The sequence below is a fragment of the Streptomyces sp. NBC_00510 genome (genome assembly GCA_036013505.1).
Taxonomy (GTDB): domain Bacteria; phylum Actinomycetota; class Actinomycetes; order Streptomycetales; family Streptomycetaceae; genus Actinacidiphila.
This window is the reverse complement of sequence record CP107851.1, coordinates 2,105,904-2,119,533: the sequence shown is the minus strand read 5'-3', so window position 1 is coordinate 2,119,533 and position 13,630 is coordinate 2,105,904. Positions and strand designations below refer to the sequence as shown.

Annotated in this window: 14 protein-coding genes; 8 read left to right on the top strand and 6 right to left on the bottom strand. The window is 74.9% G+C overall.

What is annotated here, in order from left to right:
* Positions 1 to 66: 66 nt before the first annotated feature.
* The 4 genes from OG937_09435 (at position 67) to OG937_09420 (ending at position 4,423) form a co-directional block, all read left to right on the top strand.
* On the top strand, positions 67 to 555 hold the full coding sequence (locus OG937_09435) for a glutathione peroxidase (protein ID WUD71902.1): 489 nt from the start codon (positions 67 to 69) through the stop codon (positions 553 to 555).
* A gap of 23 nt (positions 556 to 578) precedes the next feature.
* Positions 579 to 1,265 (top strand): L,D-transpeptidase family protein, encoded by a 687-nt coding sequence (locus OG937_09430; GenBank protein ID WUD78686.1) that lies wholly within the window; start codon positions 579 to 581, stop codon positions 1,263 to 1,265.
* A gap of 111 nt (positions 1,266 to 1,376) precedes the next feature.
* Positions 1,377 to 3,461 (top strand): FUSC family protein, encoded by a 2,085-nt coding sequence (locus tag OG937_09425; GenBank protein ID WUD78685.1) that lies wholly within the window; start codon positions 1,377 to 1,379, stop codon positions 3,459 to 3,461.
* A 44-nt stretch (positions 3,462 to 3,505) separates the two neighbouring features.
* Positions 3,506 to 4,423, top strand: coding sequence for a DMT family transporter (locus OG937_09420; protein ID WUD71901.1), 918 nt, complete (start codon positions 3,506 to 3,508; stop codon positions 4,421 to 4,423).
* A gap of 42 nt (positions 4,424 to 4,465) precedes the next feature.
* Here OG937_09420 and OG937_09415 read toward each other — a convergent pair whose 3' ends face one another.
* On the bottom strand, positions 4,466 to 5,386 hold the full coding sequence (locus OG937_09415) for a LysR family transcriptional regulator (protein ID WUD71900.1): 921 nt from the start codon (positions 5,384 to 5,386) through the stop codon (positions 4,466 to 4,468).
* A 73-nt stretch (positions 5,387 to 5,459) separates the two neighbouring features.
* Here OG937_09415 and OG937_09410 point away from each other — a divergent pair, with 73 nt between their 5' ends.
* Positions 5,460 to 6,410: an EamA family transporter gene (locus OG937_09410; protein WUD71899.1), complete on the top strand. Its 951-nt coding sequence runs from the start codon at positions 5,460 to 5,462 to the stop codon at positions 6,408 to 6,410.
* Positions 6,411 to 6,481: 71 nt separating this feature from the next.
* Here OG937_09410 and OG937_09405 read toward each other — a convergent pair whose 3' ends face one another.
* The gene (locus OG937_09405) at positions 6,482 to 7,363 is read right to left on the bottom strand and encodes a hypothetical protein (protein ID WUD71898.1); all 882 of its coding nucleotides are present in this window, start codon (positions 7,361 to 7,363) and stop codon (positions 6,482 to 6,484) included.
* Between the two features lie 169 nt (positions 7,364 to 7,532).
* Here OG937_09405 and OG937_09400 point away from each other — a divergent pair, with 169 nt between their 5' ends.
* Positions 7,533 to 8,216, top strand: a complete 684-nt coding sequence (locus OG937_09400) for a pyridoxamine 5'-phosphate oxidase family protein (protein WUD71897.1) — start codon at positions 7,533 to 7,535, stop codon at positions 8,214 to 8,216.
* On the opposite strand, the gene OG937_09395 is transcribed toward OG937_09400, so the two are convergent.
* The gene (locus tag OG937_09395) at positions 8,194 to 8,970 is read right to left on the bottom strand and encodes an enoyl-CoA hydratase-related protein (GenBank protein ID WUD71896.1); all 777 of its coding nucleotides are present in this window, start codon (positions 8,968 to 8,970) and stop codon (positions 8,194 to 8,196) included. The genes OG937_09400 and OG937_09395 overlap by 23 nt on opposite strands.
* Positions 8,971 to 9,120: 150 nt before the next feature.
* On the opposite strand from OG937_09395, the gene OG937_09390 reads away from it, so the two are divergent.
* Both OG937_09390 and OG937_09385 read left to right on the top strand, forming a co-directional pair.
* The gene (locus tag OG937_09390; GenBank protein WUD78684.1) at positions 9,121 to 9,729 is read left to right on the top strand and encodes a DUF308 domain-containing protein; all 609 of its coding nucleotides are present in this window, start codon (positions 9,121 to 9,123) and stop codon (positions 9,727 to 9,729) included.
* Positions 9,730 to 9,986: 257 nt separating this feature from the next.
* Complete coding sequence (locus OG937_09385) at positions 9,987 to 10,433, top strand: ATP-binding protein (GenBank protein ID WUD71895.1); 447 nt, start codon at positions 9,987 to 9,989, stop codon at positions 10,431 to 10,433.
* Between the two features lie 34 nt (positions 10,434 to 10,467).
* Here the strand turns inward: OG937_09385 and idi are convergent, their stop codons facing one another.
* From idi to galE, 3 genes are all read right to left on the bottom strand, one after another.
* On the bottom strand, positions 10,468 to 11,076 hold the full coding sequence (idi, locus tag OG937_09380; protein ID WUD71894.1) for an isopentenyl-diphosphate Delta-isomerase: 609 nt from the start codon (positions 11,074 to 11,076) through the stop codon (positions 10,468 to 10,470).
* A gap of 112 nt (positions 11,077 to 11,188) precedes the next feature.
* Positions 11,189 to 12,139: a cation diffusion facilitator family transporter gene (locus tag OG937_09375; protein ID WUD71893.1), complete on the bottom strand. Its 951-nt coding sequence runs from the start codon at positions 12,137 to 12,139 to the stop codon at positions 11,189 to 11,191.
* Positions 12,140 to 12,322: 183 nt separating this feature from the next.
* A complete protein-coding gene (galE, locus tag OG937_09370; protein WUD71892.1) occupies positions 12,323 to 13,309 on the bottom strand; it encodes a UDP-glucose 4-epimerase GalE in 987 nt (328 codons plus the stop codon).
* Between the last annotated feature and the right edge of the window lie 321 nt (positions 13,310 to 13,630).

The window sequence follows — 13,630 nt, the reverse complement described above, 5'->3', positions numbered from 1 at the left end:
GCACCGTGACCGGGGTTGAATGGACGACCTGTGGTCCGTCCGCGCCCCAAACGAGGAGATCCGAACGTGAGCATCTACGACATCCCGCTGCGCACCCTCACCGGTGAGCCCGCCTCCCTCGCCGACCACCGGGGCAAGGCCCTGCTGATCGTCAACGTGGCCTCCAAGTGCGGTCTGACCCCGCAGTACGAAGGCCTGGAGCGGCTGCAGAAGCGGTATGCCGACCGTGGGTTCACCGTGCTGGGCTTCCCCAGCAACCAGTTCGCGGGCCAGGAGCCGGGCACGGCCGAGGAGATCGCGACCTTCTGCTCCGCGACCTACGGCGTGAGCTTCCCGCTCTACGAGAAGGCCGACGTCAACGGTGAGCAGCGGCACCCGCTGTACGCCGCGCTGACCGGGACCGCCGACGCCGAGGGCCAGGCGGGCGACGTCCAGTGGAACTTCGAGAAGTTCCTCGTCGGCGGCGACGGCCAGGTCGTCGGCCGCTTCCGCCCCCGCACCGAGCCCGAGGCCGACGAGATCGTCGCCGCCATCGAGGCGCAGCTCCCCGCTTGAGCCTGCGCGCGGCACTGACGCGCATCGCCGTGCCGGCCGTCGTGGCCGGCACGGCGGCCGCGGTCCCCTGGGCGCCGACCGCGCTGCCGGACCGCATGGCGGACACCGGCGGCGGCACCCAGCTGATCACCGCGGTCGCCGCCTCCCCGGAGTCCACCACCGGGACGCTGACCTGGTGGGACCGCCGCGACGGCCGCTGGGTCGCCGCGGGCTCCGCGGCCGCCCGCTTCGGCGGCGGCGGCCTCGTCGAGGGCGGGACCCGCGTGCAGGACACCTCGACCACCCCGACCGGGCTGTACGACCTCCCGTTCGCGTTCGGCACCAAGGCGCCGCCCCCCGGCACGACGACGCGGTACCTGCCGGTCACCGAGGACTCCTGGTGGTGCCAGGACAACGCCTCGGACTCCTACAACCGCTGGGTCGAACCGCTGCCCGAGGACTGCGCCCCCGGGGAGTCCGAGCACCTCGCCGACTTCGGGCGGCAGTACGCGCACGCCCTCGTCATCGGCTTCAACTACCGCCACCCGGTCCGCGAACGCGGCGCCGGGATCTTCCTCCACGTGAACGGCCGCGCCGCCACGGCGGGTTGCGTCTCGGTCCCGGCCGGCGCCATGCGCCGCATCCTGGCCTGGGCCGACCCCGGCCGTGACCCCCACATCGCGATCGGCACGGAGCCGGGCCGCGGCGGGACCGCGGTCACGCGGTACTAGGCCGGTGCCGGGTCTCCCGCGGCCGATAGGCTGAGGTGGGGGAGACGAAGGCCCGGAACCCCGCTGGCCTGCGTCTTTTCCCGACGCCGAGATCGTTCTCGTCCCGTGAGGATGCCCGTGCTGCCCCGTGGCCCCGGCCGCCGACCGCTCGCCCTGCCGACCTGGCTGGCCCATCCGCTGCGCTGGCAGCGAGGGCCGGTGCCCTGGCCGGCCGTGCTGCGCGGGGCGCTGGCGGCCGGGCCCCTGCTCGCGCTGGGGATCGCGCTGGGACGCGTCGAGATCGGGGTGCTGGCCGGGCTCGGGGCCCTGTTCGCGGGCTTCAACGACCTTCCCGGCACCCGCAGGACGGGCGTCGTCCACATCGGGCTGCCCGCGCTCGTCGCCGCGCTCGGCGTGCTGGTGGGTGCCGCGACGCAGGACGCCCTGAGCGGGTGGTGGGGGCTGCCGGTGCTCTTCGCGGTGGGCGCGGTGTCGGGCGCGGTCAGCGTGATCGGCCCGGTCTGCTCGCGGGCCGGGATGCAGGGGCTGGCCGCCATGGTGATCGGGATGGGCCTGCCGTTGCCCGGCGGGCCCTGGCACAAGGCGCTGTGGTTCCTCGCCGGGGCGGGCTGCCTGCTCCTGCTGCGGCTCGTGCTGCGGCCGCCGCGCCCGTCCGGCGGGGCGCTGGAGGGCGAGCGCGCCTCGCTGGCCCGGATCTTCGACGCCCTCGCCGACGCTCTCGACGCCGTCGGCGGACCCGGGGCGGAGGCGGCGCGGCGGAGGCTCAGCGCCGCCCTGGACCGCGGTGACGAGGCGGTCCGGCTGCGCCGGCTCAGCCGGCGGCTGCTGCGTACCCGCGTACGCCGCGACGAACTGCTGCTCGCCGAGCGCTTCGGCGTGGCCACCGAGCTGACCGACGCCGCCGCGGCCCTGCTCTGGGAGGCCCGTCCCCTGCCGCCCGGGACCGGCGACGGCCCGCGGCGGCTCGCGGGGGCCCTGCGGACCGGAACGCCGCCCGGCCCCCTCCCGGCGCCCGGGCCGGCCACCCCCGCCCGCGCCGCCTTCGACGCGATGATGCTGCACGCCGCCGTCGTCTTCGCCCGCACGGTCCCGGACACGGACCGGCCCGAGGAGGCCGCGCCGCTCCCCGCCCGCCGCCCGGCGCCGCTGCTGCGCCGCCGCGTCCTCGGTCCCGTGGGCCGTGAGTACGGACTGAAGGTCGCGGTGTGCGTCACCGCCAGCGCGGCCGTGGCCCTGGCCCTGCGGGCGGACCACTGGTACTGGCTGCCGCTCACGGCGGCGTTCCTGGTGAAGCCGGACATCGGCCCGCTGTTCTCCCGGGTCGTCAACCGCTGCTTCGGTACGGCGCTCGGCGTGCTGGTCTTCGCCGCGGTGGCCGCGGTCCTCGGGGGCGGGATCTGGTGGACCGCGGTCTGCGCCTCCGTGGCGGGCGCGCTGCTGCCGTTCGCGGCCCGCCACTTCGCGCTGCAGACCTCCGCCGTCACGATCATGGTGCTGGCGTTCGTCTGGGCCGGCGGCGACACCCAGGCCGCCCTGTCCCGCCTGCTGGACACCGCGATCGCCTGCGCGATCGTCGTCGTCGTGGGCCACCTCCCGCGGCTCGCCGACCCCACCGCACGGGTCGGCCACCTGCTGGCCGTCGCACAGCGGCGCACCGGGGACTACCTCGACCACGTCCTGACCGCGCCCGCCGGCGAGCGGCCCGAGGAACGCAGGGTGCTGCGCCGGGCGGCCTACAGCGCCCTGGGCGAGGCCCGCGTCGCCGCCGAGACCCTCGCCGCCGAGCTGCCCTCACGGCACGGCGGGAACGGCGACTGGTTCCGGGTGGTCGCCGCCTCCGAGCGGATCGTGGACGCGGCCACCGCCTGCGTCGTCCGGATGGAGCAAGGGGCCCCGCGTCCGTCGGCCCGCGAGGGGGCGCAGGTGGCCGCCGCGCTCACGGCGGTCGCCGACACCCTGGACGGCCGGGCCCCCGCCGCGGGCCCTCCGGAGCTCCCCGCGGCCCCCGAGTGCGAGACGCTCGCCGACGTCGTCGCCGAGCTGCACTTCATCCGCGCCATCGTGGCGGGCCTGCCCGTGCCCGTGCGGGGCAGGCGCACCACACGGCCCCCCGTTGAGACCGCAGCGGCCGCCTCGACCGCCGCGGCCGCAGGCCGGGAGTCACCGGCGGGCAATCGTCGCGATCAAGACGGGTGAGGGGCTAAGGTCGGGCCAGTCGGCGACACCGGGAGGTTGACGAGGTGGCCGTATTCCTGCTCGGGGTGGGGGCCGCTTGCTGTCTGGGGCTGGGCTTCGTACTCCAGCAGCTGGCCGCCCAGCGTGCCCCCCTGTCCGACTTCCTCTCCTTCAGGCTGCTGCTGGACCTCATGCGCATGCCGCAGTGGCTGCTCGGCGTCTTCCTGATGATCTGCGGCATGCTGCTCAGCGCCCTCGCGCTCACCAAGGGCGAGGTCTCGCTCGTCGAACCGCTGACCGCGACCAACCTGCTCTTCGCGATGGCGCTCTCGCGCCGCCTCACCGGCCAGAGACTCGGGTGGCACGGCTGGTCGGGCGTGGCGCTGCTGGCGCTCGGGGTGACGGCGTTCATCGTGGCCGGCCGGCCCTCGGGCGGCGGACCGCCCGCAGCGGCGCTGCGGCACTGGCTCGTGGTCGGCGTCGTCGTCGGCCTGGCGCTGCTCCTGGTGGGCTGCGCGCGGCGGCTGCGCCCGTCACCCGAGGCCACGGTGCTGGCGCTCGCCGCGGGCCTGCTCTACGGCCTCCAGGACGCCCTGACCCGGATCTCCGGCCAGGTGGCCGAGGACGAGGGCGTCGGCGCGCTCCTCGTGCACTGGCAGCCGTACGCCGTCGTCGCGATGGGCCTGACGGGGCTGATGCTCGTGCAGAGCGCCTTCGAGACGGCCCCGCTGCGCATGTCGCTGCCCGCGCTGACCGCCGCCCAGCCGCTCGCCGGGATCGCCTGCGGCGTCGGCTTCCTGGGCGACCGCGTGCGCGTCACGCCGGGAGCGCTGGCCTGGGAGGCGGCGGGACTCGCCGCGATCGCCGTGGGTGTCGTGCTGCTGGGCCGGCATCCGGCGATGCCCTGCGCGCACGGCACGTCCCGGAAGGACGCGGCCGGCGTCGGCGGATCCGGCGAGGAACCCGTCAGGATCGTCCACTGACCACGTGACCACTGACCATGTGACTGCGGTCGCCCGGCGCGCTCACCCCGTGAGCAGCCGGGCGACCGTCGCGATCGGCGGCCACGACCACTGACCGGCGCGTGCCACCAGGAAGTGCCGGCGCGTGCCGACCAGCGGGTCCAGCGGACGGGTCACCACGTCGTCGCGCTGCCGCTCCACCCCCGACTCGGCGAGCAGCGCCACACCGAGCCCCGCCCCGGTCAGCAGGTTCACCAGGTGCAGGCTGTCGACCCGGTGGACGATCCGCGGGGTGAAGCCGGCCATCGCGCACACCCGCTGCACCAGCTCGTCGTCGTCGCTGCCGCGCGAGTTGGTGATCCACCCGGCCCCGGACAGCCGGCTCAGCCCGGACAGCGGCACCGGCCCGCCCGGCCCCGGGTCGCCGGTGTGCCCGGACGGCAGCAGGAGCACCATCGGCTGGGTGGCGAACTGCCGGGCGCTGAGGCCGTCCGGCACCGGGCGCGGCACCAGGCTGTAGTCGTAGACGATGCCGAGATCGACGTCCCCGGACAGCAGCAGCGCGAGGGTCTGCTCCGGCTCGTGCTCGTACAGCTGCACCTCGACGCGCGGGTGCTCCGAGCGGAGCCGGCCGAGCGCGGGCACGACCGTGGGCTCCACGGCGCTGACGAAGCTCGCCAGCCGCACCCGGCCGGCCGGGCCGGACGCCCCGCGCAGCTCGGCCCGGGCCTCCTCGACCGCCGCGAGGATCCCCACGGCGTGCCCGACCAGGCGCTCGCCCGCCGGGGTGAGCCGCACACGGCGGCCGACCGGGGTGAGCAGCCGGGTGCCGACCTCCTGCTCCAGGACGGCGAGGTGCTTGGAGACCGCGGAGGTGCCGTAGCCGGTGCGCTCGGCGACGGCGGCCATCGTGCCCAGGCGGCTCAGCTCGACCAGCAGGCGCAGCCGGCCGAGGTCGGGGAGCTGTTCGGACGCATCGATCATCCACCGATCGTAAACAATGCGTCCGCCAATGACGCGTGGACAGAAACAACGGGCGGCGTGTCCAATGGGACCCGTGTCCGAGCCGCATACCTTTACGACCCGCCGCATACCTGGCGCCGTGCTGATCCTGGCCGCGATGACGGTGCTGCACACCGGAAGCGCCCTGACGACGGAACTCTTCGACGAGATCGGCCCGGCCGGCACGACGTGGCTGCGCGTCGGCTTCGCCGCGCTGCTGCTGCTCGCCTTCACCGGCCGGTCGCTGTGGCCCGCGCTGCGCGCCGCCCCGCGCCGGGACCTGATGGCCGTCGTCCTGCTCGGCGCGGTCAGCGGCGGCATGATGCTGCTCTTCTCGGAGGCCGCCGACCGCATCCCCCTGGGCACCGCGACCGCGCTGGAGTTCCTCGGACCGCTCGCCGTCGCCGTCGCCTCCCTGCGGCAGCGCCGCGAACTCGCCTGGCTGCTGCTCGCGGCGGCGGGCGTCCTGTGCCTCACCTCCCCGTGGCAGAGTGGCGCCGACCTGGCGGGCGTCCTGTTCGGGGTCGCCTCCGGCGCGTGCTGGGCGCTGTACGTGATCGGCACCCAGCACGTCGGCAGCCGCTTCTCCGCGCAGCACGGCCTCGCCGTCTCCCTCGGCGTCGCCACGGTGTTCACCGCGCCGTTCGGCGCCCCGGGCGTGGTGGCGGGCGCCACGTGGTCGGTGCTCGCGGCGGTGGCGGGCATCGCCGTCCTGATGCCGCTGGTGCCCTTCCTGCTCGAGATGAAGGCCCTGCAGCGGATCGGCAAGACCGCCTACGGCACCCTCGCGGGCATGGAACCCGCGGTCAGCCTCCTCGCCGCGATGGTGCTGGTCTCCCAGGTCCCGACCGCCCTCCAGGCGGCGGGTACGGCCCTGGTCGTGGTCGCCGGCATCGGCGCCGCCCGCGGCGAGAAGCGCGCGGCGGGCCGCTCCGGCCGCGAGGTCACCCGCAGCGAACCCCCCACCCCCACCCACGCCTCGCCCGCCCCGGCCCCCACCCCCTGACGGCGACGGACGGCCGGACGAGGTGGGGGTTGTGGGAACCGCACCGCAAGCGGGGCGCGGGGGACGTCCCCTCAGTCCTTGCCGAAGTGCTGCAGCGGGAAGCCGCCGTTGCTCAGGACGCGGTGGGTCAGGGCGCCGGCGAGGGAGGTGAGGCGGTCGACGGCGGCGGCGCCGAGGTGCTCGTAGGGCGCGCGGTCGAGGCGGTCGGTCACGCCCTCGATCTCGCGGCGCAGTTCGACGCCGCGGTCCGTGAGGTCGCCCGCCGCGTCGAGGAGGCCGCGCTCCCGGAGCCGGTCCTGGGCCGCGGCCCAGTCCTGCGCGGACCAGCCGCGGCTGCGCTGCACGAAGCGCGGGGTGAAGCTCTTGCCGGTGGCGGTGTGGGTCACGAGGGCCTCCAGCCCGTCGAGGCCCGCGGCGGCGAGGGCCGCGAGGTGACCGTCGCCGCGGTGCTCGCGCAGCAGGGTGGCGGCGTGCCAGAGCGCGAGGTGGGGCCGGTCCGGCACCGGCAGGTCCGCGTTGGCGGCGTAGAGGGGTCTGGCCCCGCGCGTGCAGGCCTCGGCGGCGCGCAGCGCCAGGTGCGCGGCGTCGGCGAGGTCGGCGGAGGCGATGACCTCCGGTCCCAGCAGCCGCGTCAGTACGGCGTCGGCCACCCGCAGCCGGGTCCCGACGATCGCGTCCGGGGTCGCGATGTCCCAGGCGCGCGGGATGACCGGGGCGATGATCGCGTGGTTGAAGTTGTAGAACGTGGCGGTGACCGTCCCCGCCGCGACCGCGCCCAGCGGGGCGGCCCGCCCGGCGAAGTAGGCCATGGCGCCCCGCTCCAGGCCGAGCGCCGCGAGTTCGTCGTCGTACTCGGACGAGAAGTACACGACCGAGTGCAGGGGGTTGAGGGCGTTGTGGCAGTGCCGGCCCGCGCGCGGTTCCAGCGCGGGGGCGGGGACGGTGGCGGTCATGCGCAGCAGGTTACCGACCGGTCGGCATGCCGCCGAGACCGGGAGCACCGAAACACCGATTCCGTCGCCCGAACGGCCATCGCCACGGATTCCGTGGAAAGTGTGGCGCGGAGCTGCTCATATGACTAGTCTCGGCGCCCTGTAGCCGCGAACCCTTCGGAGGCCGCCCGTGCCAGCCGCCGACCGCACGCTTCCCGTCACCGGGCGCACCCGTCACCGCCGCCTGCGGGAGCAGGGCAGTGTCTCCCGCGACGACCTGGACGCCGTGCTGGGCGCGGGGTTCGTGTGCCACCTCGCCGTCGTCGTCGACGGCACGCCGCTGGCGGTGCCCACCGCCTACGGGTACGACGCCGCCGCCGGCACCCTCTACCTGCACGGCTCCGTGGCGAGCCGCAGCCTGCGCCCGGCCCCGGGCGCGCCGGTCTGCGTCACGGTGACGCACGTGGACGGCCTGGTCCTGGCCCGGTCCGTCTTCGAGCACGGCGTCAACTACCGCAGCGCGATGGTCCTCGGTACGCTCCGCACCGTCGCCGAGCCCGAGGAGAAGCTGCACGGCCTGCGGGTGCTCACCGAGCAGTGCGCCCCGGGGCAGTGGGACCACGCCCGCCGGCCGGACCGCCGGGAGCTCGCCGCGACGACGCTGCTGGCGCTGGCCACCGACGAGGCCTCGGTGAAGCTCCGCACCGGCCCGCCCGAGGACGGCGACGGGCCGGACGCCGCGCTGCCCGTGTGGGCGGGCGTCCTGCCGCTCACCACCGCGTGGGGCACCCCCGTCCCCGACCCGGCGCTGCGCGACGGCGTGCCGCTGCCGCCGCACCTGGCGGCCCTGACTACCGTCCCACCGTCCATGTGAAGCGGGGCTCGCGGCCCTCCAGGAAGGCGGCCACGCCCTCCGCCGTGTCGTCGCTGCCCTCCGCCTGACGGGCCCAGTGCCCGACCCGCGCGGGGTCGGGTCCGGGCGCGGTGAGCTCCTTGGCCGCCGCCTGCGTCAGCAGCGACCGCGAGGCCAGCACCCCGGCGAACTCCTCGACCCGCTTGTCCAGCTCGTCCTCAGCCAGCACCTCGTCCACCAGCCCGGTCCGCAGCGCCCGCTCGTGGCCGATCAGCTCCGCGGAGAACAGCAGGTGCTTCGCCGTCGACGGCCCGACGAGCCCCGTCAGCCGCCGCGTGGAGGACGCGGGGTAGACGATGCCCAGCCGCGCCGGGGTGACCCCGAAGCGCGAGCCCTCCGCGGCGAACCGCAGGTCGCAGGCGGCCGCGAGCTGGCAGCCGCCGCCCACGCAGAAGCCGCGGATCACGGCCAGGGTCGGCTTGGGGAACGCCGCGAGAGCCTCCTCCGCCTCCACGGCCGCGGTCTGCGCCGTGCCGGAACCGCTCGCCGGATCGCGCAGGTCGGAGATGTCCGCGCCGGCGCAGAAGGTGCCGCCGGCCCCGGTGAGCACCAGGACGCGCACGGCCGGGTCCGCGGCGAGGCCGTCGAGCAGGCCGGGCAGCTCCCGCCACATCGCCACGGTCATCGCGTTGCGCTTGGCCGGATTGCTGATCGTCACGGTGGCGGTGGCGCCCGCCGTGTCCACCCTCAGGCCGGGCCCGGACGGCTCGGACATGCCCGCATCCCTCATCTCGTCGTCGTCCCGGCGGCCGGAGATCGCGGAGGCCGCCGGACGGGGATCCTATCCCGGTCCGTGCCACGGCAAATCGGGTATATGAGCAGTAGCTCCCGACTGGCTCCCGACGCGCGCGAGGAGGCGACGGCCATGGCCCCGTTCAAGGGACGCAAGAAGCATCCGGAGCCCCCGGAGGCCGGGATCAAGCGCAGCTTCGGCTGGGTCGCCGCCCTCGGGGCGGTCCTCGTCGTGGGCGGCCTGGTCGGGCTGTTCTACGTGGGCTTCGCGACCATCACCTCGATGCTGCTCTTCGGCTGGCTGCTGCTGGTCGGCGGCGTCGTCGGCCTGGTCCAGGCGGTGCAGAACCGCGACACCAACTTCTTCTGGCTCGCCCTGGTCGTGGCGGCCCTCTACATCGCCGCCGGGGTCGTCGTGATCCGCAACCCCGAGCAGACGGCGGCCGCCCTCACCATGTTCGCGGCCCTGCTCTTCCTGACCGGCGGGATCTTCCGCCTCTTCGGGGGCATGGTGGTGCGCGGGCCGCACATGGTGTGGACACTCATCCAGGGCGCGATCGGCATCCTGCTGGCGATCCTGGTCCTGGCGAACTGGCCGGAGAGCAGCCTCTACGTCATCGGCGCCTTCTTCTCCCTGGCGCTGCTCTTCGACGGACTGGGGCTGCTCGGCGCCGGCCTCGGGGGCCGCCGGATCGTCGGAATGGTCGCCGATGCCCGGGACGCCCCGCTGACGCGTCAGTGAACCGGAAGCACCGGATCAGTAAGGGCTCACGGGCCCGACACGTCCGATCGCCTTGAGTCGGAGGTGGTCGAAAGGTGCGGATTTACGGTCAGCGGCTCGGGGTGGACCCGTCGGCTGCCGACACTCGATCCGTGAGGCGGACCTCGCCGCCGCCGTCAGCGGCCCGCGGGGGCCGCGGGGTGCATCGCGCGAATGCGAGGGTGAAGACCGCCATGGACGTACGCGGGAGCGTTCCGCCCCCCGATCCGGTGCCCCCGATGGCGCCGGATGTCCCGCGCCCGTACGAGGGCGTGTGGCGCTTCACCGCCCCCGCGCTGGACTCCTCGGTGCCGCAGGCCCGGCACGCGGTACGGGACCTGGTCGTCCGCCAGGGCGTGCCGGTCAGCGAGGAACTGCTGCACGGCCTGCTGCTGATCGTCTCCGAGCTGGTCACCAACGCGGTGCGGCACGCCGCACTGCTGTCGCCCGAGATCGCCGTGGAGTTCGCCGTCGGCGTGGACTGGGTACGGGTGGCCGTCGAGGACAACCACCCGTACCGGCCCAAGGCCCTGCAGGTCGACGACGCCGACACCGGCGGGCGCGGCCTGCTGCTGGTCAAGACGGTCACCGCCGAGGCGGGCGGGATGTGCGACGTCCAGCAGACGACGACCGGCGGCAAGGTCATCTGGGCCGCGCTCCCGCTGCCGCCCGGCCTGGTGCGCTGACCGCACGGACCGGGGCCGGCCGCAGCGGCCCGGGCTACCAGCCCGCGTCGCCCGTCAGCTCGCGCACCGCCGGCAGCGCGGCATCGAGCACGGTCGGGAACCAGGCAGAGAACGGCCCGGCGGCGCGGAGCGCGGCGAGCTCGGCTGGCGACACGAACGCGGTCTCGCCGATCTCCTCCGGATCCGGATCCAGGGGCGCGGTCACCAGGCCGACGAAGAGGTGGTTGTACTCCTGCTCGACCAGCCCCGACGCCGGGTCCGGGTGGTTGTAGCGGACCGTGCCGGCCTCCCGCATCAGCGCGGGCGCCACACCGAGCTCCTCACCCGTGCGGCGCGCGGCGGCGACGAAGGGCGGTTCGCCCGGATAGGGGTGACCGCAGCAGGTGTTCGACCACACGCCGGGGGAGTGGTACTTCCCCGCCGCCCGGCGCTGCAGCAGCAGCCTTCCCTCGCCGTCGAAGAGGAAGACCGAGAACGCACGGTGGAGCCGCCCCGGCGGCAGGTGGGCCGACAGCTTCTCCGCAGTGCCGATCGTCACACCGGTCTCGTCGACCAGCTCGAGGAGGATCGGCGCCGGGGCACCGTTGGAGGAGGGGTCCGCGGCGGGTGTGCGGGGCCGGTCGGCGGCGGGGCTCGTGGGCATGGCCATCCTTTGCTTCGACGACAAGACCTCAGTTTGCCTCACGCGGGGACACGCGAGGCGGTTGCAGCGCGCTCAGGCTTCGTGACACTGCGTCGCACGGCGCGGCGTGCCGTCAGTGGCACAACCGCGCCTCGTGCTCGGCGTGTCCGACCGGCTCCAGCTGGAAGGTGCAGTGCTCCACGTCGAAGTGGGTGCCGAGGCAGCCCTGCAGGTCGTGCAGCATCTTCTCGTGACCGACCGCGTCCAGGACGTCCCGGCTCACCACGACGTGCGCGGAGAGCACCGGCATCCCCGAGGTGATCGTCCACACGTGCAGGTCGTGCAGCCCGGCCACTCCGGGCAGCGCCAGGATGTGCGCCCGTACGTCGGCCATGTCCACGTCCTTGGGCGCGGCCTCCAGCAGGACGTCGATGGCCTCGCGCAGCAGCTTCCACGTCCGCGGGACGATCATCAGCCCGATCAGGATCGAGGCGACCGGGTCCGCCTGCTGCCAGCCGGTGGCCAGGATCACCAGCGCCGCCACGACGACGGCCAGCGAGCCCAGCGCGTCCGCCATGACCTCCAGGAAGGCACCCCGGACGTTCAGGCTCTCGCGCTGCCCGCGCATCAGCAGCAGCAGCGACACCGAGTTCGCCACCAGGCCGATCGCACCGAAGACGACGGTGAGCCCGCCCTCCACCTCGGTGGGCGTGATGAGCCGGCGGACCGCCTCGTAGAAGATGAAGGCGCCCACGCCGAACAGCAGCACCGCGTTGGCCACCGCCGACAGGATCTCGGCGCGCGCCAGCCCGAAGGTGCGGCGTTCGCTCGGCGGGCGGTTGGCGAAGTGGATGGCCACCAGTGCCATCGCGAGGCCCGCCGCGTCGGTCGCCATGTGCCCGGCGTCGGCGAGCAGGGCGAGCGATCCGGTGAGCGCGCTGCCCGTGACCTCGGCCACCAGGATCAGCAGCGTGATGCCGAGCGCCATGCGCAGCCGCCCGCGGTACGCGGCGGCCGCCGTGCCCGTCGGTACGGAACCCGGCCCGTGCGAGTGGCCGTGGCCGTGCGCGTGCCCTGCGCCCATCGCCCGACGCTCCCGTCCGCCGCCCCCACGCGACGGCGTGCCCGCGCGCGGAGACCGGCGAGCCCAGTGAACAACGGTCACCTTCCGTGGGCAACTCGCCGACGGTGGCCGCCGTCAGGTGCTGTCAGCCGCGGTGACCTGCGGCGATGGGGAGCGTGACGGCCGTGAGGGGAGCGCCCGTGGTCAGGCGCCGCGCGCCTGCGGGTGGTTCAGGCACCAGCCCTCCCACGCGGACTCCACCATCTCGCGGACGCCGCGGCTCGCCGTCCAGCCCAGTTCCCGGCGGATCAGCGCGGACGAGGCGACCACGCTCGCCGGGTCGCCCGCGCGCCGCGGCATGATCACCGGCGCGACGTCCTTGCGGCCGGTGACCTCGAGGACGATGTCGATCAGCTCCCGGACGGAGACGCCCTCACCGCGTCCGATGTTCACCGTCAGGTCCGTGCCGCCGTCGCGCTCGCCGACCCAGCGGGCGGCCGCGAGATGGGCGTCGGCGAGGTCCTCGACGTGGATGTAGTCGCGCACGCACGTGCCGTCGGGGGTGGGGTAGTCGTCGCCGAAGATCTGCGGGGCCTCGCCGCGGGTCAGCTTGTCGAAGACCATCGGGACGATGTTGAACACCCCGGTGTCGGCCAGCCGGGGCTCGGCCGCCCCCGCGACGTTGAAGTAGCGCAGGCAGGCGGTGGAGATCCCGTGCGCCCGCCCGGCCGCGCGGACCAGCCACTCGCCGGCCAGCTTGGTCTCGCCGTAGGGGCTCAGCGGCAGGCACGGCGTGGACTCGGTCACCAGCGGCACGTCGGGCAGGCCGTACACGGCGGCGGAGGAGGAGAAGACGAAACGGCCGATCCCCGCGTCCGCCACCGCCTCCAGCAGCGTCCCGAGGCCGCCGAGGTTCTCCCGGTAGTAGCGCAGCGGCTGCTCCACCGACTCGCCGACCTGCTTCCTGGCGGCCAGGTGCACGACGCCCATGACGCCGTGCTCCGCGATCGCGCGGTCCAGCACGGCGCGGTCCAGGACGGAGCCGGTCACCACGGGGACGTCCGCGGGCACCCGGGCCGGCACACCGGCCGAGCCGTCGTCGAGCACGACCACGCGCTCGCCCGCGCCGCTCATCGCCCGCACCACGTGAGATCCGATGAAGCCGGCCCCGCCGGTGATCAACCAAGTCATGGCGCCACCCTAGTGGTTCGGCGCGGGAGCGGGTGGGCGTGGACCTGCCGCCTCGGGGTCACCACGGCGGGGGCCGGACCCACGGGGCACGGCGCTCCCTCGGTGGGTGAGTTCCGCACGCCGGTAGAAACCGGGTCGAGGAACGCCGACGGGCACCGGACCGGCACCGGGACCCGACGACGTCCCGGTCCCCCACCGCGAGCCCTCGGGCCGTTCGAGGACCACCCGGCACCCCTCCCGGAGCGGGCGGGTGCTTCCCGGCACCCACCGTGACCCCCGTTCCACGGGGCGTACCGGGCGGTTGTCGACGCCCGTGCGATC

Bases quoted from the DNA above. Each gene is read 5' to 3' on its own strand.
- OG937_09425 (WUD78685.1), top strand. From the start codon at position 1,377: ATGCCCGTGCTGCCCCGTGGCCCCGGCCGCCGACCGCTCGCCCTGCCG.
- OG937_09415 (WUD71900.1), bottom strand. From the start codon at position 5,386: ATGATCGATGCGTCCGAACAGCTCCCCGACCTCGGCCGGCTGCGCCTG.
- OG937_09405 (WUD71898.1), bottom strand. From the start codon at position 7,363: ATGACCGCCACCGTCCCCGCCCCCGCGCTGGAACCGCGCGCGGGCCGG.
- OG937_09395 (WUD71896.1), bottom strand. From the start codon at position 8,970: ATGTCCGAGCCGTCCGGGCCCGGCCTGAGGGTGGACACGGCGGGCGCC.
- OG937_09390 (WUD78684.1), top strand. From the start codon at position 9,121: ATGGCCCCGTTCAAGGGACGCAAGAAGCATCCGGAGCCCCCGGAGGCC.
- OG937_09385 (WUD71895.1), top strand. From the start codon at position 9,987: ATGGCGCCGGATGTCCCGCGCCCGTACGAGGGCGTGTGGCGCTTCACC.
- idi (WUD71894.1), bottom strand. From the start codon at position 11,076: ATGCCCACGAGCCCCGCCGCCGACCGGCCCCGCACACCCGCCGCGGAC.
- OG937_09375 (WUD71893.1), bottom strand. From the start codon at position 12,139: ATGGGCGCAGGGCACGCGCACGGCCACGGCCACTCGCACGGGCCGGGT.
- galE (WUD71892.1), bottom strand. From the start codon at position 13,309: ATGACTTGGTTGATCACCGGCGGGGCCGGCTTCATCGGATCTCACGTG.